At 58.6% G+C, this 19,655-nt stretch carries 18 protein-coding genes; 5 read left to right on the forward strand and 13 right to left on the reverse strand.

Annotated elements, in window-relative coordinates; translation table 11 throughout:
• Positions 1–100 precede the first annotated feature (100 nt).
• Positions 101–409 carry a YhbY family RNA-binding protein gene (locus F8N62_RS25840; protein WP_059403182.1) on the forward strand — a complete coding sequence of 103 codons (309 nt, stop codon included), beginning with the start codon at positions 101–103 and terminating at the stop codon, positions 407–409.
• A gap of 9 nt (positions 410–418) precedes the next feature.
• Here F8N62_RS25840 and F8N62_RS25845 read toward each other — a convergent pair whose 3' ends face one another.
• The 8 genes from F8N62_RS25845 to grpE form a co-directional block, all read right to left on the reverse strand.
• The gene (locus tag F8N62_RS25845) at positions 419–823 is read right to left on the reverse strand and encodes an MFS transporter (RefSeq protein WP_150713329.1); all 405 of its coding nucleotides are present in this window, start codon (positions 821–823) and stop codon (positions 419–421) included.
• Positions 824–851: 28 nt separating this feature from the next.
• A complete protein-coding gene (greA, locus tag F8N62_RS25850; RefSeq protein ID WP_150713330.1) occupies positions 852–1,328 on the reverse strand; it encodes a transcription elongation factor GreA in 477 nt (158 codons plus the stop codon).
• Entirely contained in the window at positions 1,325–4,546 is a 3,222-nt protein-coding gene (gene carB, locus F8N62_RS25855; protein ID WP_045060049.1) for a carbamoyl-phosphate synthase large subunit, read from the reverse strand. The genes greA and carB overlap by 4 nt, the downstream gene beginning before the upstream one ends.
• Before the next feature lie 118 nt (positions 4,547–4,664).
• Positions 4,665–5,801 carry a glutamine-hydrolyzing carbamoyl-phosphate synthase small subunit gene (carA, locus tag F8N62_RS25860; protein ID WP_150713331.1) on the reverse strand — a complete coding sequence of 379 codons (1,137 nt, stop codon included), beginning with the start codon at positions 5,799–5,801 and terminating at the stop codon, positions 4,665–4,667.
• A 258-nt stretch (positions 5,802–6,059) separates the two neighbouring features.
• Complete coding sequence (gene dapB, locus F8N62_RS25865; protein ID WP_150713332.1) at positions 6,060–6,866, reverse strand: 4-hydroxy-tetrahydrodipicolinate reductase; 807 nt, start codon at positions 6,864–6,866, stop codon at positions 6,060–6,062.
• A gap of 9 nt (positions 6,867–6,875) precedes the next feature.
• Complete coding sequence (dnaJ, locus tag F8N62_RS25870; RefSeq protein WP_019651071.1) at positions 6,876–8,000, reverse strand: molecular chaperone DnaJ; 1,125 nt, start codon at positions 7,998–8,000, stop codon at positions 6,876–6,878.
• 297 nt (positions 8,001–8,297) lie between these two features.
• Positions 8,298–10,214 (reverse strand): molecular chaperone DnaK, encoded by a 1,917-nt coding sequence (gene dnaK, locus F8N62_RS25875; RefSeq protein ID WP_150713333.1) that lies wholly within the window; start codon positions 10,212–10,214, stop codon positions 8,298–8,300.
• 102 nt (positions 10,215–10,316) lie between these two features.
• A complete protein-coding gene (gene grpE, locus F8N62_RS25880) occupies positions 10,317–10,874 on the reverse strand; it encodes a nucleotide exchange factor GrpE (RefSeq protein ID WP_150713334.1) in 558 nt (185 codons plus the stop codon).
• Positions 10,875–11,115: 241 nt separating this feature from the next.
• On the opposite strand from grpE, the gene recN reads away from it, so the two are divergent.
• Positions 11,116–12,789: a DNA repair protein RecN gene (gene recN / locus F8N62_RS25890; RefSeq protein WP_150713336.1), complete on the forward strand. Its 1,674-nt coding sequence runs from the start codon at positions 11,116–11,118 to the stop codon at positions 12,787–12,789.
• Positions 12,790–12,865: 76 nt separating this feature from the next.
• On the opposite strand, the gene fur is transcribed toward recN, so the two are convergent.
• On the reverse strand, positions 12,866–13,270 hold the full coding sequence (gene fur / locus F8N62_RS25895) for a ferric iron uptake transcriptional regulator (protein ID WP_003197684.1): 405 nt from the start codon (positions 13,268–13,270) through the stop codon (positions 12,866–12,868).
• Between the two features lie 97 nt (positions 13,271–13,367).
• On the opposite strand from fur, the gene F8N62_RS25900 reads away from it, so the two are divergent.
• The gene (locus F8N62_RS25900) at positions 13,368–13,895 is read left to right on the forward strand and encodes an outer membrane protein assembly factor BamE (protein WP_150713337.1); all 528 of its coding nucleotides are present in this window, start codon (positions 13,368–13,370) and stop codon (positions 13,893–13,895) included.
• 60 nt (positions 13,896–13,955) lie between these two features.
• Here the strand turns inward: F8N62_RS25900 and F8N62_RS25905 are convergent, their stop codons facing one another.
• Genes F8N62_RS25905 through F8N62_RS25915 form a run of 3 tightly spaced genes read right to left on the reverse strand, consistent with a single transcriptional unit; the run spans position 13,956 to position 16,096 of the window.
• Positions 13,956–14,258: an RnfH family protein gene (locus F8N62_RS25905; RefSeq protein ID WP_150713338.1), complete on the reverse strand. Its 303-nt coding sequence runs from the start codon at positions 14,256–14,258 to the stop codon at positions 13,956–13,958.
• Positions 14,251–14,685: a type II toxin-antitoxin system RatA family toxin gene (locus tag F8N62_RS25910; RefSeq protein WP_150713339.1), complete on the reverse strand. Its 435-nt coding sequence runs from the start codon at positions 14,683–14,685 to the stop codon at positions 14,251–14,253. The genes F8N62_RS25905 and F8N62_RS25910 overlap by 8 nt, the downstream gene beginning before the upstream one ends.
• A gap of 7 nt (positions 14,686–14,692) precedes the next feature.
• Positions 14,693–16,096, reverse strand: coding sequence for a sodium-dependent transporter (locus F8N62_RS25915; protein ID WP_150713340.1), 1,404 nt, complete (start codon positions 16,094–16,096; stop codon positions 14,693–14,695).
• Positions 16,097–16,214: 118 nt separating this feature from the next.
• Here F8N62_RS25915 and smpB point away from each other — a divergent pair, with 118 nt between their 5' ends.
• Positions 16,215–16,697: an SsrA-binding protein SmpB gene (gene smpB, locus F8N62_RS25920; RefSeq protein WP_131060797.1), complete on the forward strand. Its 483-nt coding sequence runs from the start codon at positions 16,215–16,217 to the stop codon at positions 16,695–16,697.
• 118 nt (positions 16,698–16,815) lie between these two features.
• On the opposite strand, the gene F8N62_RS25925 is transcribed toward smpB, so the two are convergent.
• Complete coding sequence (locus F8N62_RS25925; protein ID WP_150713341.1) at positions 16,816–17,583, reverse strand: GntR family transcriptional regulator; 768 nt, start codon at positions 17,581–17,583, stop codon at positions 16,816–16,818.
• A 261-nt stretch (positions 17,584–17,844) separates the two neighbouring features.
• Between F8N62_RS25925 and F8N62_RS25930 the strand changes: the two genes are divergently transcribed.
• Positions 17,845–19,539: a lactate permease LctP family transporter gene (locus F8N62_RS25930; RefSeq protein WP_150713342.1), complete on the forward strand. Its 1,695-nt coding sequence runs from the start codon at positions 17,845–17,847 to the stop codon at positions 19,537–19,539.
• The last annotated feature ends 116 nt before the right edge of the window (positions 19,540–19,655 follow it).

Below are 19,655 nucleotides of genomic sequence, written 5' to 3' on the forward strand. Positions count from 1 at the left end.
GGGCACCTCGATGATTAGGGTCGTGATTAATTGGGCGGATCCACGAACCCTCGTATAAAATGGCCGCCATTTTACAGAATACAGACGAAAGGGTCAGATTATGCCGCTCACTCAAGAGCAGAAGAAACAGTACAAATCCATTGGCCACCATCTGAAACCAGTTTTGATTGTGGCTGACAACGGTTTGACTGAAGGTGTGTTAGCCGAACTTGAACGCGCTTTGGCGGATCACGAGCTGATCAAAATCAAGCTCAACATCCTCGATCGCGAATCGCGCCTGGCGTCCGTTGCAGAGCTCTGCAAGGTCGGCAAGGCGGATCTGGTTCAGGTCATTGGCAAGATGGCACTGATTTACCGCAAGAACTTCAGCGTCAACAAGCAACTGTCGAACGTTCATCGCTTCAAGTGATGACAAGGGTCAAGGGTGTGCTTCGCGCACCCTGCCGCTCCATCCAGGCACCGGTTGCAACACCAGGACCAGCCCGGAAAATCCCAGAATCAGATAGCTGAACACCTGCCAACGCACAGCGTCCGGCCAGCCGAACCGCACGGCAAAAAACATCCCGCACGCATACAGCGCTATCAAAAGCATTTGCCCGCGAATATCTCGCCATAGACTGGCACGGCCCTCGGCCTGTACCAGCACCAAAGCCTGAAAAACCACACACGCTGCGGCGAAACCCACCATCAGCGCATTCAGCATGCCTGCAATCTCGTCGATCAGCAGCGGCGCCAGGCCAATTTGGCCCAGCACCGGCACCAGACCGATATGCAACAACCACAAGCCGCCAACCCACAACATCTGAGTCAGCTGCCAAAGCATCGCGCCCGCGCGAAGCGGGCGCCTGCGTTTAGACGTGGCGTACTTCGACAATCTCGTACTCGATAACGCCACTCGGCGTTTTGACGGCGACCACATCTCCCTCTTCCTTGGCAATCAAGGCGCGGGCCAATGGTGAACCGACCGAAATCTTGCCGAGTTTGAAGTCCGCCTCATCCTCACCCACGATGTGGTAAGTGACGCGCTCGTCAGTCTCGACGTTGGCGATTTCAACGGTGGTGCCGAAAATCACTTTGCCGGTGTGAGGAATGCTCGTGACGTCGATGATGACCTGATTCTGAATCCGGCCTTCGATGTCACGAATCCGCGCTTCGACCATACCTTGCTGCTCGCGGGCCGCGTGGTACTCGGCGTTTTCTTTCAAGTCACCCAGTTCGCGGGCGGTGCCGATGTCCTGGCTGAGCTTCGGACGGACGACCTTGGTCAGGTGAGCGTGTTCTTCTTCCAGGGCTTTTGCGCCCTGGACAGTCATTGGGTACTTGATCATGCCTTCAATCCTGCGTGTAGATCCTGCAAGCGGCGCACGGTCTTCTCGGGACCGAACTTCAGCGCCTCGCAGATGGCTTCGCCAGCAGCAATAGTCGTGGTGCAGTAGATCTTGTGCTGCAAGGCATTACGACGAATGGAGTACGAGTCAGCGATCGACTGACGACCTTCAGTGGTGTTGATGATCAGAGTGACTTCGTCATTCTTGATCATGTCGACCACATGTGGACGGCCTTCAGTGACCTTGTTCACACGGCGCACTTTCAGGCCTGCGGCTTCGATCAGCTTGGCAGTACCGGCAGTCGCCACCACTTCGAAGCCCAAGTTGATCAGATCACGGGCCACGCCTGCAACCAGTGGCTTGTCGTCATCACGCACGCTGATGAACGCAGTACCGCCGGTCGGCAGCACTTCGCTGGCGCCCATCTGGGCTTTGGCAAATGCTTCGCCGAAGGTGTCGCCCACGCCCATCACTTCACCGGTGGACTTCATCTCAGGGCCCAGGATCGGGTCCACACCAGGGAATTTGGCGAATGGGAACACCGCCTCTTTCACGCTGTAGAAGTTCGGAATGATTTCCTTGGTGAAGCCGATTTCCTTCAGGGTTTTACCGGCCATGACGCGAGCCGCGATCATTGCCAGGGAAACACCGATGCACTTGGACACGAAAGGTACGGTTCGGGAAGCGCGCGGGTTGACTTCGATGACGTAGATGTCTTCGCCCTGCAGCGCCAACTGCACGTTCATCAGGCCGACCACGCCCAGCTCCAGGGCCATTTTCTTGACCTGTTCGCGCATCTCGTCCTGGATGTGCGCTGGCAGCGAGTAAGGCGGCAGGGAGCACGCGGAGTCACCGGAGTGAACGCCGGCCTGCTCGATGTGCTGCATGATCGCGCCGATCACCACGTCAGTGCCGTCGCAAACCGCGTCCACGTCCATTTCGATGGCGCAGTTGAGGAAGTGATCGAGCAGCACCGGGCTGTCGTTGGACACTTTCACCGCGTCACGCAGGTAGCGCTTCAGCTCTTCTTCTTCGTAAACGATTTCCATCGCGCGGCCGCCCAGTACGTAGGACGGACGCACCACCAGCGGGTAACCGATCTTGCTGGCGGCACGAATCGCTTCGTCTTCGCTGCGCACGGTGGCGTTTGGCGGCTGACGCAGGTTCAGGCGCTCGACCATCTGCTGGAAGCGCTCACGGTCTTCGGCACGGTCGATGGCGTCCGGGCTGGTGCCGATGATCGGCACACCCGCTTCTTCCAGGGCACGAGCCAGTTTCAGCGGGGTCTGGCCGCCGTACTGGACGATCACGCCTTTCGGCTTCTCGACCCGGCAGATTTCCAGCACGTCTTCCAGGGTCACTGGTTCGAAGTACAGTCGATCGGAGGTGTCGTAGTCGGTGGATACGGTTTCCGGGTTGCAGTTGACCATGATGGTCTCGTAACCGTCTTCGCGCAGAGCCAATGCCGCGTGTACGCAGCAGTAGTCGAACTCGATGCCTTGGCCGATACGGTTAGGACCGCCGCCAAGGATCATGATCTTGTCGCGGCCCGACGGCGCGGCTTCGCACTCTTCCTCGTAAGTCGAGTACATGTAGGCGGTGTCGGTGGCGAACTCGGCCGCGCAGGTGTCAACGCGCTTGTAGACCGGGAAGATCTCGAGCTTGTGACGGTGGCGACGCAATGCTTTTTCGGTCACGCCCAGCAGCTTGGCCAGACGCATGTCGGAGAAGCCTTTGCGCTTGAGCTTGAACATCAGGTCGCGGTCGATGCTGGCCAGACCCAGGGTCTTGACCTTCTCTTCTTCCTTGATCAGATCTTCGATCTGCACCAGGAACCACGGGTCGATCATGTTCATGCCGAAAATGTCTTCGACCGACAGACCGGCGCGGAACGCGTCAGCGACGTACCAGATACGCTCGGCACCCGGCACCGTCAGTTCGCGCTTGAGGATGCTCATGCTTTCCGGGTTGCTCAGGTCGAGCTTCTCGTCCAGGCCGCAAACGCCCACTTCCAGACCGCGCAGGGCTTTCTGCAGGGATTCCTGGAAAGTCCGGCCGATGGCCATGACTTCACCCACCGACTTCATTTGAGTGGTCAAACGTGCGTCGGCTTTCGGGAATTTCTCGAAGGCGAAGCGTGGCAGCTTGGTCACGACGTAGTCGATCGACGGCTCGAAGGAAGCAGGAGTAGCGCCGCCGGTGATTTCGTTCTGCAGCTCGTCCAGCGTGTAGCCGATCGCCAGCTTGGCAGCGATACGCGCAATCGGGAAGCCGGTGGCTTTCGAGGCCAGCGCCGAAGAGCGGGAAACACGCGGATTCATCTCGATGACCACCATGCGGCCAGTATCCGGGCAGATGCCGAACTGGACGTTGGAGCCGCCGGTTTCCACGCCGATCTCACGCAGTACCGCCAGGGAGGCGTTACGCATGATCTGGTATTCCTTGTCCGTCAGGGTCTGCGCTGGCGCAACCGTGATCGAGTCACCGGTGTGCACGCCCATCGGGTCAAAGTTTTCGATGGAGCAGACGATGATGCAGTTGTCCTTCTTATCGCGGACAACCTCCATCTCGTATTCTTTCCAGCCGATCAGGGATTCGTCGATCAGCAGCTCTTTGGTCGGCGACAGGTCCAGGCCACGGGCGCAGATTTCTTCGAATTCTTCACGGTTATAAGCGATACCGCCGCCAGTGCCGCCCATGGTGAAGGACGGACGGATGATGCACGGGAAGCCAAGCTTCTCGAGCACTGCGTTGGCCTCTTCCATGCTGTGGGCGATACCCGAACGCGGGCAGTCCAGACCGATGGACTTCATCGCCTTGTCGAAGCGCGAACGATCTTCAGCCTTGTCGATGGTGTCAGCGTTGGCGCCGATCATTTCTACGCCGAACTTCTCCAGAACGCCTTCGCGCTCCAGGTCCAGTGCGCAGTTCAGAGCGGTCTGGCCACCCATCGTTGGCAGCAGCGCGTCCGGACGCTCCTTCTCGATGATCTTGGCAACGGTCTGCCATTTGATCGGCTCGATGTAGGTGGCGTCGGCCATGTCCGGGTCGGTCATGATGGTCGCCGGGTTGGAGTTCACCAGGATGACGCGGTAACCCTCTTCGCGCAGGGCTTTGCAGGCCTGGGCGCCGGAGTAGTCGAATTCGCAGGCCTGGCCGATAACGATCGGGCCAGCGCCGAGAATCAGGATGCTTTTTATGTCTGTACGTTTTGGCATGGGTTTGTCACTCAAATCCGCAGGTCAGTCGGCAAGCCGTCTTGTTCAATCTGTGAAGCCTTGAGGGGGTCGCCGGTTGCGGGACCACCCTCAAGCTTTGCTGCATCAAGGCGAGCGATCAGCGTCGCTTGGCCATTTCGTTGATGAAGCGATCGAACAATGGCGCTACGTCGTTCGGGCCAGGGCTGGCTTCCGGGTGACCCTGGAAGCTGAAGGCGCTCTTGTCGGTACGCTCGATGCCTTGCAGGGTGCCGTCGAACAGCGATTTGTGAATCGCGCGCACGTTGGCTGGCAAGGTCGCTTCGTCGACCGCAAAACCGTGGTTCTGGCTGGTGATCATCACCACACCGCTGTCCAGATCCTGAACCGGGTGGTTGGCACCGTGGTGACCGTGACCCATTTTCAGGGTCTTGGCGCCGGAAGCCAGGGCCAGCAGTTGGTGGCCGAGGCAGATGCCGAATACCGGAATTTCGGTTTCCAGCACGTCCTTGATCGCCTGGATCGCGTAGTCGCAAGGCTCCGGATCACCCGGGCCGTTGGACAGGAACACGCCGTCCGGCTTCATCGCCAGCACGTCGGCGGCAGGTGTTTGAGCCGGCACTACGGTAACGCGGCAACCGCGCTCGACCAGCATGCGCAGGATGTTCAGCTTGACGCCGTAGTCGTAGGCAACAACGTGGTACGGCAAGTCGCAAGCGTCGATCGTCGCGTGGCTGTCGGTTTTCAAGTCCCAGACCGTCGAGCGCCATTCGTACTGTTCTTTGGTGCTGACGACTTTTGCCAGGTCCATGCCCTTGAGGCCAGGGAAACCCTGGGCGGCGGCGATGGCGGCTTCTTCGGAAATGTTGTCACCGGCCACGATGCAGCCGTTCTGCGCGCCTTTCTCACGCAGGATGCGCGTCAGGCGGCGGGTGTCGATACCCGCGATAGCCACAACGTTGTTGGCTTTCAGGTAATCGGACAGGGACATCGTGTTACGCCAGTTGCTCGCAACCAGTGGCAGGTCACGGATGACCAGGCCAGCGGACCAGACGCGGTCGGACTCGGCATCTTCCGGCGTGGTGCCGGTGTTGCCGATGTGCGGGTACGTCAGGGTAACGATCTGTTGGGCGTAGGAAGGATCGGTAAGGATTTCCTGATAGCCGGTCATGGCGGTGTTGAACACCACCTCTCCAACGGTTTGACCGTCGGCTCCAATGGCTTCGCCGCGAAAAATGCTGCCATCAGCAAGGGCGAGTATGGCTGGCTTAGTCAAGAAGACCTCCCGTAAGTAAAGCCTGAAAGGGCGATCGCAGGTGTAAAAAAGCGGAGTGACGTATGGACACGTCACCCCGCTCATTCACTGAATTATTCTGCGCGCTTTTAGTGAACACACTAAAGCTGTAGCTTACAGAAAAAGGCTTTTTTGGTCTACCGCCAATGAGCCCTAAAGGCCGGAGAATGCGACAGGACGTCGCTTGGCGTAATAAAACCGGGCCCGAACGCTGTGTCCAAACCCGGTTTCGGCTGCATCTTAATGCAGGTCGAGCACGTCTTGCATGTCGTAAAGGCCAGGGTCACGACCGTCCAGCCACAACGCCGCCCGCACCGCGCCCTTGGCAAACGTCATGCGACTGGAGGCTTTATGGGTGATCTCCAGGCGCTCGCCTTCACAGGCAAACAGCACCGTGTGATCACCGACCACATCACCGCCGCGCACCGTGGCAAACCCGATCGTTTCACGCTCACGCGCACCGGTATGGCCTTCGCGCCCATAGACCGCAACTTTCTGCAGATCACGATCCAGCGCACTGGCAATCACTTCACCCATACGCAGGGCCGTGCCTGAAGGCGCGTCGATCTTGTGCCGATGATGAGCCTCGATGATCTCGATATCCGCATCATCACCCAACACCCGCGCCGCCATGTCGAGCAACTTCAGCGACAGGTTCACGCCGACACTGAAATTGGCGGCGAACACGATTGGAATGTCCTTGCCCGCCTCGGCCAGCAACTGCTTCTGCGCGGCATCGAGCCCCGTCGTGCCGATCACCATGGCTTTGCCCGCCTTGCGGCAGAACGCCAGGTTTTTCAGCATGACTTCCGGGAGCGTGAAGTCGATCAGCACGTCGAACTCATCAGCCACCGCTTCCACATGACCGGACAGCGGCACGCCAATTCGCCCGAGCGAAGCCAGCTCACCGGCATCCACACCGATCAGCGTGCTGCCGGGGCGCACGATGGCGGCGGTCAGACCGGTCAGCGGTGCGCGTTGCTGCACCGCCTCAACCAGAATCTTGCCCATGCGGCCAGCGGCGCCCATCACAGCTATACGTCGCATGCTCACTCCTTACAGATCGCCGAAGAAACGCTTCACGCCTTCGAACCAACCGGTGGTTTTCGGCGAATGGCTGTTGTCGTCCGCCAGTGAACTACGGAACTCCTCGAGCAATTCGCGCTGACGACGACCCAGATTGACCGGGGTTTCCACCGCCACGCGGCACATCAAGTCGCCGGCACCGCCGCCGCGCACGGGCGCGACACCCTTGCCGCGAACACGGAATTGCTTGCCAGTCTGCGTCCCCTCGGGGATTTTCAGCTTGACCCGCCCATCAAGCGTCGGAATCTCCAGCTCGCCACCCAGCGCCGCATCGACAAAGCTGATCGGCACTTCGCAGAACAGGTGTTTGCCGTCACGCTGGAAGATCGCATGCTCGCGCACGTTGATCACCACGTACAGGTCGCCAGTCGGCCCACCCTGAGCACCCGCCTCGCCTTCGCCAGACAGACGAATGCGGTCACCGGTATCGACGCCGGCCGGCACTTTCACGGAAAGGGTTTTGTACTCTTCGACACGACCTTCACCGTGGCAGGAATCGCACGGATCGGAAATGATCTTGCCTTGTCCATGGCAACGCGGGCAGGTTTGCTGCACCGAGAAGAAGCCTTGCTGCATGCGCACCTGACCGATACCGCCACACGTCGGGCACGTCACCGGCGAGGAGCCTTTCTTGGCACCCGAACCATCGCACGGCTTGCAATTGACCAGTGTCGGAACGCGGATATTCACGGTCGTGCCGCGCACCGCTTCTTCCAGATTCAGCTCCAGGGTGTAGCGCAGGTCACTGCCGCGCTGAGCGCCGCCACGGGAACCGCCACGGCCGCCACCGAAGAAGTCACTGAAGACATCGCCGAAAATGTCGGAGAAGTTCTGACCGCCAAACCCGGCACCGCCGCCACCCATGCTCGGGTCGACACCGGCATGACCGTATTGGTCGTACGCCGCGCGCTTGCTGGAATCGGACAGCACTTCGTAGGCCTCGTTGGCCTCCTTGAACATCTCTTCCGACGCTTTGTCATCGGGATTACGGTCCGGGTGGTGCTTCATCGCCAGGCGACGGTAGGCCTTTTTCAGGTCTGCTTCGCTTGAGCCACGCTCAACACCCAATACTTCGTAATAGTCACGCTTTGCCATAAGTCTTTGCACTCTTGAGGACGTTCGGCAAACCTCTCCTGAGCCTCGCCAAACTCGTTGAGCCCCAATACAGGCCCGGACCCAACTCACGTCAATTCAACGATCCTGGTCTTTGATTCATTGCGGTACTTTCGGCTCGAAAAGCAGGAGCATCTTCGGCCATACCACCAGCATTCGAGCGTTGTCGCATGCTGTAAAAATTCACTTGCTCCAGACACGCCAACGCGGGAGCAAGCTCCCGCGCGGCGACATCCTACCAGTCACCGCCTTGAGGCAGTCAACCGGGCGACCACTAACTTACTTGTGGTCTTTGACTTCTTCGAACTCGGCATCGACAACGTCGTCAGCCTTCTCAGCCGATTCGCCTTGCGGTGCAGCGCCTTCAGCAGGCTGGGCCTGTTCGGCGTACATCTTCTGCGCCACTGGAGCGGAGACTTTCGACAGCTCTTCAACCTTGGCTTCGATGGCATCCTTGTCGTCGCCTTTGACAGCGGCTTCCAGGGCTACAACAGCAGCTTCGATTGCAGTCTTCTCTTCAGCGGTCACTTTATCGCCAGCGTCTGCGACCATTTTGCGCGTCGAGTGAACCAGTGCATCACCCTGGTTACGGGCTGCTGCCAGCTCTGCGAACTTGCTGTCTTCCTCGGCGTTGGCTTCAGCATCGCGAATCATCTGCTGAATTTCTTCCTCGGACAGACCGGAGTTGGCCTTGATCACGATCGACTGAGTCTTGCCGGTGGCCTTGTCTTTGGCGCCTACGTGCAGGATGCCGTTGGCGTCGATGTCGAAGGTCACTTCGATTTGTGGCACGCCACGTGGTGCTGGTGGAATCTCGGCCAGGTCGAACTTGCCCAGGGACTTGTTCTGGGCCGCTTGCTTACGCTCACCTTGCAGGACGTGAATGGTCACAGCGCCCTGGTTGTCGTCGGCCGTCGAGAACACTTGCGATTTCTTGGTAGGAATCGTGGTGTTTTTCTCGATCAGCGCAGTCATCACGCCACCCATGGTTTCGATACCCAGGGTCAGCGGGCTGACGTCGAGCAGCAAGACGTCTTTCACGTCACCGGCCAGTACGGCACCCTGGATCGCAGCACCCACGGCAACGGCTTCATCCGGGTTCACGTCTTTACGAGGTTCTTTACCGAAGAACTCGGTCACCAGCTTCTGAACCAGTGGCATACGGGTCTGACCGCCGACCAGGATCACGTCGTTGATAGCGCCAACGTCGATGCCGGAGTCTTTCAGAGCGATGCGGCAAGGTTCGATGGTGCGCTGAACCAGGTCTTCTACCAGCGCTTCGAGCTTGGCGCGGGAGATTTTCACGTTCAAGTGCTTAGGACCGGTGGCGTCTGCAGTAATGTACGGCAGGTTTACGTCGGTCGACATGCTCGAGGACAGCTCGATCTTGGCTTTTTCAGCGGCTTCTTTCAGGCGCTGCATCGCCAGCGGGTCACCTTTGAGGTTCATGCCGCTTTCTTTCTTGAATTCGTCGACGAGGTAGTCGATCAGACGAATGTCAAAGTCTTCACCGCCCAGGAACGTGTCACCGTTGGTGGCCAATACTTCGAACTGGTGCTCGCCATCGACTTCAGCGATTTCGATCACGGAAACGTCGAAAGTACCGCCGCCCAAGTCGTAAACGATCACGGTGTGATCGCCCTTCGCCTTGTCCATGCCGTAAGCCAGAGCGGCCGCGGTGGGTTCGTTGATGATGCGTTTTACGTCCAGACCAGCAATACGGCCGGCGTCTTTGGTGGCTTGACGCTGGCTGTCGTTGAAGTAGGCCGGAACGGTGATCACCGCTTCAGTCACTGGCTCGCCGAGGTAGTCTTCGGCGGTCTTCTTCATCTTCTTCAGAATCTCAGCCGAGATCTGTGGCGGCGACATTTTCTGGCCGTTCACTTCTACCCACGCGTCGCCGTTGTCAGCCTTGGCGATTTTGTAAGGGACCATCTTGATGTCTTTCTGCACGACTTCTTCGTCGAACTTACGACCGATCAGACGCTTCACCGCATACAGGGTGTTGTGCGGATTGGTCACAGCCTGACGCTTGGCCGATTGGCCGACGAGGATTTCGCCGTCGTTGGCATACGCGATGATCGATGGCGTGGTACGCGCGCCTTCGGCGTTCTCAATAACTTTAGGTGCGCCATTTTCCATGACGGAGACGCAGGAGTTGGTAGTCCCCAGGTCGATACCGATGATTTTGCCCATGTTAACTCTCCCGAAACTTTGGATTTGGTTGCCGCAGCAGTGGTGGCTAACTGCGGTAGCACTTAAACGCTTGACTTATAAATGGGGGCCTCGCGGCCAATTTCAAGCCTGCTCGTCAATCGAAGGCGAAACTGGCGCTGGAGCCTTGCTGACCACGACCATAGCCGGGCGCAGCAAGCGACCATTGAGCTGATAGCCCTTCTGGAACACCTTGAGCACGCTGTTCGGCTCGACGTCGGCGCTTTCCTGCATGGCCATGGCCTGATGCTGAACGGCGTTGAACGGTTCGCCATGCGGATCGATCGCTTCCATCTGATAACGCTTCAGGGTGTCCTGGAACATTTTCAGGGTCAGCTCGATGCCTTCGCGCATTGGGCGGATGCTTTCATCGTCCGGGCTGGACAACTCCAGACCACGCTCAAGGCTGTCGATGATCGGCAACAAATCGCTGGCAAATTTTTCCAGAGCGAATTTGTGTGCTTTTTCTACATCCTGCTCGGCGCGACGGCGGACGTTCTGCAGATCGGCGGCCACACGCAAAGCCTGATCCTGCGCGGCGGCCAGTTGCTCTTCGAGCACTTGTACACGAGCCGTCAGGTCTTCACCGGAAGCCGTGGTGGCGTCTTGATTTGGCGTATCCACTGTCTGTTCGTCAGCCATAGATTTCTCCTTTCAATATCGTCCGCGAGCTCAACTCGCGCTTCTGTCCCGGTATATGGGGCCGCGAAAATCAGCTTCAAGGGGCTTGATGCGATTAACCCTACAAAAAACAGCTGCATTCGGATTGCCCAAAGTACTAAGCATTTCGTCAGACCAAACGAATCGAGCTAAGTGAGGGCATTGTCAGCCAGAAACAAAACACTGTATAAATAACCAGACCTAAAGCCTGGGAGCGGCCTTTATGCTGGTGCACCTGTCCGTACATAACTACGCCATCGTTGAACATCTCGATCTCGAACTCGATCGCGGAATGAGCGTGATCACAGGGGAAACCGGCGCCGGCAAGTCGATCATGCTCGACGCCCTGGGCCTGACCCTCGGGGATCGCGCCGACAGTGGCGTTGTCCGTCCCGGTGCCGACAAGGCCGACATCCTGGCGACCTTCGACCTGGCCGACATTCCAGAAGCCAGTACCTGGCTCGCCGAGCGCGACCTCGAGAGTGACGGCCCGTGCATTCTGCGCCGGGTGATTACCGCCGAGGGGCGCTCGCGCGGCTACATCAATGGCACGCCCTGCCCGCTCGGCGATCTCAAGGCTTTGGGCGAACTGTTGATCGATATCCACAGCCAGCACGAGCACCAATCGCTACTCAAGACCGACACCCACCGCCGCCTGCTCGACGAATATGCCGGCGCCACAGACCTCGCACGCCAGGTGCAACTGGCCGCCCAACGCTGGCGCCAGACCCGACAGGAGCTGGAGCGCCTGTCCAACTCCGGCGATGAGCAGCGCGCTCGTCATCAATTGCTCAGCTATCAACTCGAAGAGCTGGAAAACCTCGGCCTTGGCGACAACGAACTGGAGCAGCTGGAACAGGAACACAAGAACCTGACCAATGCAGAAACCTTGCTCGGTATCTGCCGACAAGTGGTCGAGCAATGCAGCGAGAGTGATTCCGGAAATGTGCTGAATGCCCTGACCGCCAGCCTGAATCGCCTGTCGAGCGTGAATAATTCGATTGGTGCGCTGGGAGAAGCCAGCAGCTTGCTGACCAGCGCTCAGATCCAGGTAGAAGAAGCCGTCGGCGAGCTCAATCGCTTCCTCGACAACTTCGACGCCGACCCTGCACGCCTTCAGTACCTGGAGGAGCGCCTCGATGCGATCTACACCATGGCGCGCAAGCACCGCATCCAGCCGACTGAAGTCGCGGAGATGCAGCAACGCCTGCTGGACGAAATCGAAACCCTGAATGCCAACGATGAATCGATCGAACGGCTCAGCGATGAACTGGCCTCCTATGCACGCCATTATCAGGAAAAGGCTCGAGAGCTGAGCGATCTGCGCCATCAGGCTGCAAACAGTCTCGCCAGCGCCGTGGAGCAGGAAATCCAGCGATTGGGCATGCCGGGCGGTCGTTTCACCATTGAACTGCGACCCAACGCAAGCGATGAGCTGCTGCCGAACGGCCTGGAGCAGGTTGAGCTACTGGTCAGCGCCAACCCCGGCCAGCCATTGAAAGCCTTGGCCAAGGTAGCCTCGGGGGGTGAGCTGTCGCGGATCAGCCTCGCGATTCAGGTGATCACTGCACAAACCTCCCGCGTACCGACCCTGGTGTTCGATGAAGTGGACGTGGGCATTGGCGGGCCGACTGCGGAGATTGTCGGCCAGTTGCTGCGCCGCCTGGGTGAGCGCGGGCAAGTGCTGACAGTCACTCACCTGCCGCAAGTGGCAGCGCAGGGTCATCAACATCTATTCGTGCACAAGGTGCGCGGCGAGGACGCGACCCGCACGGCCGTTTCCAAGCTGAGCAAGAACGATCGCGTCGAAGAAGTTGCGCGGATGCTGGGGGGCATCGACCTGACCAAGGAATCACTGGCTCACGCGAAGAAAATGGTCGTCACTGCAAAAATCTAGCAACGGCAGAAAGCACGAAGGCGACCCTGGGGTCGCCTTCGCTCGTTTCGCGAACCTGTAGATTCGCGCGACATGCTTACTTTTTCTTGCGTACGTACAGCACTAGGTTGTGATCAACCATCTCGAAGCCATACTTGTCGACGATGGCTTTCTGCAGACGCTCGATTTCTTCGTCGAAGAATTCGATCACTTCACTGGTTTCGACGTTGACCATGTGGTCGTGATGCTTACCGTCGTCCAGCTCGAAGACCGCATGGCCTCCGTCGAAGTTGTGCCGCACCACAAGCCCAGCTGCCTCGAACTGAGTCAGTACACGGTAAACCGTGGCCAGACCGACGTCCTCGCCAGCCTCCATCAGCGCCTTGTAAACATCCTCGGCACTCATGTGGCGTTGCTCGGCGGAATCGAGCATTTGCAGAATTTTGACCCGTGGAAGGGTCACTTTGAGGCCGGCTTTGCGTAGTTCGCTATTTTCAACCATGGTCAGCTTTCTCGCGATGCTGCTTCGCAGCTTCTCTTAATGCGGGTATGATCGGCGTTTACGTTGTCCCAGCCAAGATAGTGGAAGTCGCCCACCGATGCAAAACACCAAGCTCTTGCTAACCAGTTTCACCTTTGTGGGACTGCTCGCACTCGCCGGTTGTTCATTCCCCGGGGTTTACAAAATCGACATCCAGCAGGGCAATGTCGTCACGCAGGACATGATAGACCAGTTACGCCCGGGAATGACCCGTCGGCAAGTACGGTTTATCATGGGTAACCCTCTGCTGACCGACACGTTCCATGCCGATCGCTGGGATTATCTGTACAGCCTGCAACCGGGTGGCGGTGAACGCCAACAGGAACGCATTAGCGTTATCTTCAACCCAAATGACCAACTTGTCAGCCTCTCTGGCGATTTCATGCCGGGCGTGAGCCGAGACGAGGCGATTCTTGGCAAGGACAGTGGCACAAACGTGACCGCGCCTGCTGAAAATGCCGAGCAGCCGAAACCGGAGAAACCGGTCAAGCCAGGTTCGTTGCTGGACCAGATCCAGAAGGACGTCGACGGTGTAGAAACCGTTCCAGTCCCGACGCCGGAACCGCTCGACACCTCGCCGCAATAATTTGCGACGCAATAAAAAACCCGGAAATCCGGGTTTTTTATTGCTCGCGGTTTGAGCGGATCACTGATTTCGCGCCTTGGCCTCGGCAGCCTTGGCAGCGCGCAGCCGTCGAATTTCTTTCGGATCCGCCAGCAATGGCCGGTAGATTTCGATGCGGTCTCCCGCTTGAATCTGGTGGGTATCCGGATCTGCGATCACCTTGCCGAATACCCCCACCGGACAATTGGCCAGATCCAGCTCCGCAAAGGCTTGCCCCACTCCCGATGCCAGCAACGCTGCGCGCACTGTCGTACCCGCCGGCACCGTCGCACTGACAAGCACTTGACGGTCTACGGCGGCATACACCACCTCAAACTCAACCATGAATCTGTTTGGCGCGTTGGCAGAACGCATCGACCAGCGTATTGGCTGCCTGATTGAACAATGGCCCCAACGTCGCACGAACGATCGGCCCGGCGTAATCAAAGGAAAGGTCGAGGCTGATTTTGCAGGCTTTATCGGTCAACGCCTTGAACACCCAGATGCCGTGCAGCTGAGTGAAAGGGCCTTCCTCGAGATTCATCTCGATCGATTGCCCCGGGACCAGCGTATTACGCGTCACGAAGTGCTGACTCAGCCCGCCCTTGGCCACGCCAACGCTGGCGCGCATGTGTTCGGGAGAACTCTCCAGTACTTCGGCCGACGAACACCATGGCAAAAACTCCGGGTACCGCGCCACGTCATTAACCAGGTCATACAGCGCTTGTGCCGGGTATGGCAGCAAAGCCGATCGTTGAATGTGTGTCGTCATGTCAGCGTCACTTCCACAGCTGGGCGGCAAACACTACAAGAATGCCGATGGGCGCCACATAGCGCATCAAAAACAAGGACAGAGTGAACAACACAGGGTTGCGGATCGACAACTCGTCGCGCACCGCTTCACGCCCCATCACCCAGCCTGCAAACACCACGAAACACAAACCACCGAGTGGCAACATGATCCGCGAGGTAAAGAAATCGATCACGCCAAAGAAATCCAGGCCGCCGGCCGCACCCCATTGATAGAGATGGAACATCCCGCCTTCGTTCACGAAAAATTTGGCTTCCTTCCAGATATTGAAGGAAAAAACCGTGCCCAACCCCACGAACCAGCAGGTGAATGCCAACCAGAATGTCACCCAGGCGCGGCGGACTTTGGTGCGCTCCACCAGATAAGCCACCATCGGCTCGAGCAGCGAAATGGCCGAACTCCAGGCTGCGATAGCAACCAGCACGAAGAACACCACGCCCATCAACTGGCCGAACGCTACGTTGCCAAAGGCAAATGGCAGGCTGACGAACATCAGGCCTGGGCCTTCGCTCGGGTTCAGGCCTGCAGCGAACACGATTGGAAACAAGGCCAGACCGGCCACCAGCGAGACAAAGGTATCGAGCAACGCGACACCCACGACAGTGCCGGAAATCGATGAATCCTTCGGCATGTAAGCGCCGTAGATCATGATCGAGCCTACGCCCACACTCAAAGAGAAAAACGCGTGCCCCATGGCGGGCAGCAGGCCGTCGAGTACTTTTTCCGGTTGGAAGTCGAACATGAAATGCACGCCTTCCATGAAATGGCCGGTGGTCATGCTGTAACCCAGCAACACCAGAATCATCATGAAGAGCAACGGCATCATGATGCGCAGGCTGCGCTCCAGCCCGGCGACGACGCCTTTGGCGATCACAATGGCGGACAGCAACATAAAAATCGTGTGCCAAAGTGTCAGGCGCCACGGGTCAGCGATGACCTTGCCAAAGTACGCACCGACCTGATCAGGCGTTACCCCCTGGAAGTCGCCACGCCCCATGTCGATGATGTAATCCAGCGACCAACCGCCGACAACGCTATAGAAAGACAGGATCAGCAACGCCGTGATCATCCCGGCGAAAGCGCCCCAGGACCACTTGCCGGAATGCCCTGCTTCCTGCGCGAGCACCTTCAAGGCGTTGGCCGGACTTTGTCGGGCTCGACGGCCGATCAGTGTTTCCGCCAGCATGACCGGCACACCGATCAGTGCGATACACGCCAGAAACATCAACACAAACGCACCGCCGCCGTAGATCCCGACCATGTACGGGAACTTCCAGATGCTGCCCAGGCCCACGGCCGAACCGGTCGCGGCGAGTATGAAGACCCAGCGGCTAGCCCAACTGCCGTGGACAGAAACCTTGTCTGTCGACATCGTTACCACGTCCATGCATTGCAAAAAGAGGGCGCATTGTCCGGGATTCAATCAACCTGCTCAAGCATGTAGCTTCACCGTAGCCGACTGGCGTGCAACTCCCTATAATGCCGCCCCTATGGCTAAACAGAAGAAACACCCTACAGGGACCATCGCGCAAAATAAAAAGGCGCGACACGATTACTTCATCGAACATCGGTTCGAGGCTGGTCTGGTCCTGGCCGGCTGGGAAGTAAAAAGTCTGCGGGCAAGCAAGCTGCAACTGGTAGACAGTTATGTGCTGCTCAAAGATGGCGAAGCCTGGTTGCTCGGTAGCCACATCACGCCGCTGATGACCGCCAGCACCCACGTCATCGCTGATCCGACCCGCACCCGCAAACTGCTGCTCAACCGCCGCGAGCTGGAAAAGCTCGCCGCCGCCGTGCAGCAAAAGGGTTACGCATGCGTATGCCTGTCCTGGTACTGGAGCAAGCACATGGTCAAGTGCGAGATCGCTCTGGGTAAGGGCAAAAAGGAATACGACAAGCGTGATACCGAACGCGAACGCGACGCCGGTCGCGAGTTGCAGCGTGCGGTGCGCAACAAGGGCAAGGAAGAGTAATTTTTCTGGCCGATTGTTGAGGCGCTAGCGAAAAGATCGCAGCCTTCGGCAGCTCCTACAGGTTCTGTGTTGCCTCGTAGGAGCTGCCGAAGGCTGCGATCTTTGCGTTTTAGCGCGATCAAATCCCCTTGCGCCGCTCCGCCCGGGCCATACGCTGCACTTCCTGACGCACCTCCTCCAGCACTTCCTGCACATACAGAATGTGTCGGCTTGAGACTTCCCGCGCTTGCTCTGCCCTGCCTTCGATAATCGCCATGTACAACTCCCGGTGCTGGGTGATCAGCATGTCGCGGGTTTCCGTGCGCTGTTTGTACATGCCGCCAATGTTGGTCACGACGTTGCGCTTGAGCAAATCGAACAGTCCGCGAATGGTGTGCAGCAACACCGCGTTATGGCTGGCTTCGGCGATGGCCAGGTGAAATTTCGCATCCGCCGCGCCCTCTTCCGCCCGACTCACTTCATCGTGACGCGTATAGCAGTCCTGCAACTCATTGAAGGCGGCGGTCAGCCGCTCGCGGTCGACATCCGTGGCGCGCAACGCGGCGTAATAAGCGCAAGACGCTTCCAGGGTATGGCGGAACTCCAGCAGATCGCGCTGTGCCTCGGGATTGCTTTCAAGCAGATGAAGTAGCGGATCACTGAACGTTGTGCCCAGCGATTCCACCACATAATTGCCGCCGCCCTGACGACTGACGAGCAAGCCCTTGGCCGCCAGTTTCTGAATCGCTTCGCGCAACGAAGGGCGTGACACGCCGAACTGCTCGGCCAGTGCGCGCTCCGCCGGCAAGCGCTCACCCGCCTTCAGCGTACCTTCGAGGATCATCCCCTCGAGTTGCTCGACAATATCGTCAGACAAACGGCGCTGACGAATTTGATCAAAACCCATAAATCAAATCTCCACGGTCCCGACGGTCGCCGGGCTCTCTATTCTGGCGCATCGGCGCCGCGCGGGCACCTGGCAGACGGTATTTCCTGGAGCAGATCAGACAAACGCTCCAGCACTTATTCGACAAAAGTTGTAGGCCGGCAAATTGACACATCGGCTACAAGGCTTTTACCCTAGCGAACAGCGATTGTAAATTGGTATTACCAATTATCCAAGAACGCTGATCAGTGCCTGACCAACAACAATTAGGGGCCACCCCATATGCAAACCTGGCAACAGCTCTATACCCCGCTCGGCAGCCTCGGCCTTTCCGCGCTCGCGGCCGTTATCCCCATCGTGTTTTTCTTTCTGGCGCTGGCCGTTTTCCGCCTCAAAGGGCATGTGGCAGGCAGTATCACGCTGGCGCTGTCCATCGCCGTCGCGATCTTCGCTTTCCAGATGCCGGTCGACATGGCATTCGCCGCCGCCGGGTATGGCTTCGCTTACGGCCTGTGGCCGATTGCGTGGATCATCGTCGCCGCGGTGTTCCTCTACAAACTGACGGTAAAAAGTGGTCAGTTCGAAGTCATCCGCAGCTCCGTACTGTCGATTACCGATGACCAACGTTTGCAGGTGCTGCTGATCGGCTTTTGCTTCGGTGCCTTCCTCGAAGGCGCAGCCGGTTTCGGCGCGCCGGTAGCGATTACCGCCGCACTGCTGGTCGGGCTGGGCTTCAATCCGCTGTATGCCGCCGGCCTGTGCCTGATCGCCAACACCGCGCCAGTAGCGTTCGGTGCCTTGGGAATTCCGATCATCGTCGCCGGGCAAGTGACCGGTATCGACGCGTTTAAAATTGGCGCCATGACCGGCCGCCAATTGCCACTGCTGTCGCTGTTCGTGCCGTTCTGGCTGGTGTTCATGATGGACGGCCTGCGCGGCGTGCGGGAAACCTGGCCGGCAGCGCTGGTGGCTGGCCTGAGCTTTGCCATCACGCAATATTTCACCTCGAACTTCATCGGCCCGGAACTGCCGGACATCACCTCGGCCTTGGCCAGCCTGATTTCGCTGACGCTGTTCCTGAAAGTCTGGCAGCCGAAACGTGCTGCAGGCCAACACATTGTCGGCGCGGTTTCGGCCTCGGTGGTCACCGCCAGCGCCGGTGGTTTCGGCCAGCCGCGCAGCACCGTGGCGTCTCCGTACAGCCTGGGTGAAATCTTCAAGGCATGGTCGCCGTTCCTGATCCTGACCGTACTGGTCACCATCTGGACTCTGAAACCGTTCAAGGCAATGTTCGCCGCCGGCGGGTCGATGTACAGCTGGGTGTTCAACTTTGCCATCCCGCACCTGGATCAGATGGTGATCAAGGTTGCACCGATCGTGAACGCACCGACGGCCATTCCGGCAGTGTTCAAACTCGATCCGATCTCGGCGACCGGCACGGCGATTTTCTTCTCCGCGCTGATCTCGATGCTGGTACTGAAGATCAACCTCAGAACTGGTCTGACCACTTTGAGAGAGACTTTCTACGAGCTGCGCTGGCCGATCCTGTCCATCGGCATGGTGCTGGCTTTCGCCTTCGTCACTAACTACTCGGGCATGTCATCGACTATGGCCCTGGTACTGGCAGGCACTGGCGCCGCGTTCCCGTTCTTCTCGCCGTTCCTCGGCTGGCTGGGCGTATTCCTGACCGGTTCCGATACCTCGTCCAACGCGCTGTTCGGTTCGTTGCAAGCGACGACCGCGCACCAGATCGGCGTCAGCGACACCTTGCTGGTAGCGGCAAACACCAGCGGTGGCGTAACCGGCAAGATGATCTCGCCGCAATCGATCGCCGTGGCGTGCGCCGCGACCGGCCTGGTGGGCAAGGAATCGGACCTGTTCCGCTTCACCCTCAAGCACAGTCTGTTCTTCGCAACCATCGTCGGCCTGATCACCCTGGCCCAGGCCTACTGGTTCACCGGCATGCTGGTGCACTAAGTACTACGGGCTAGGAAGCAAAAACCGACGCCGGACCACGATTCCGGCGTCAGCTATTCACTACCCGGTCTGTAAGGCTGCTGAAAGCTTCCCTCTTTATATTCAGCAGCCTCAGC

Source organism: Pseudomonas fluorescens (assembly GCF_902497785.1).
Lineage (GTDB): Bacteria > Pseudomonadota > Gammaproteobacteria > Pseudomonadales > Pseudomonadaceae > Aquipseudomonas > Aquipseudomonas fluorescens_BO.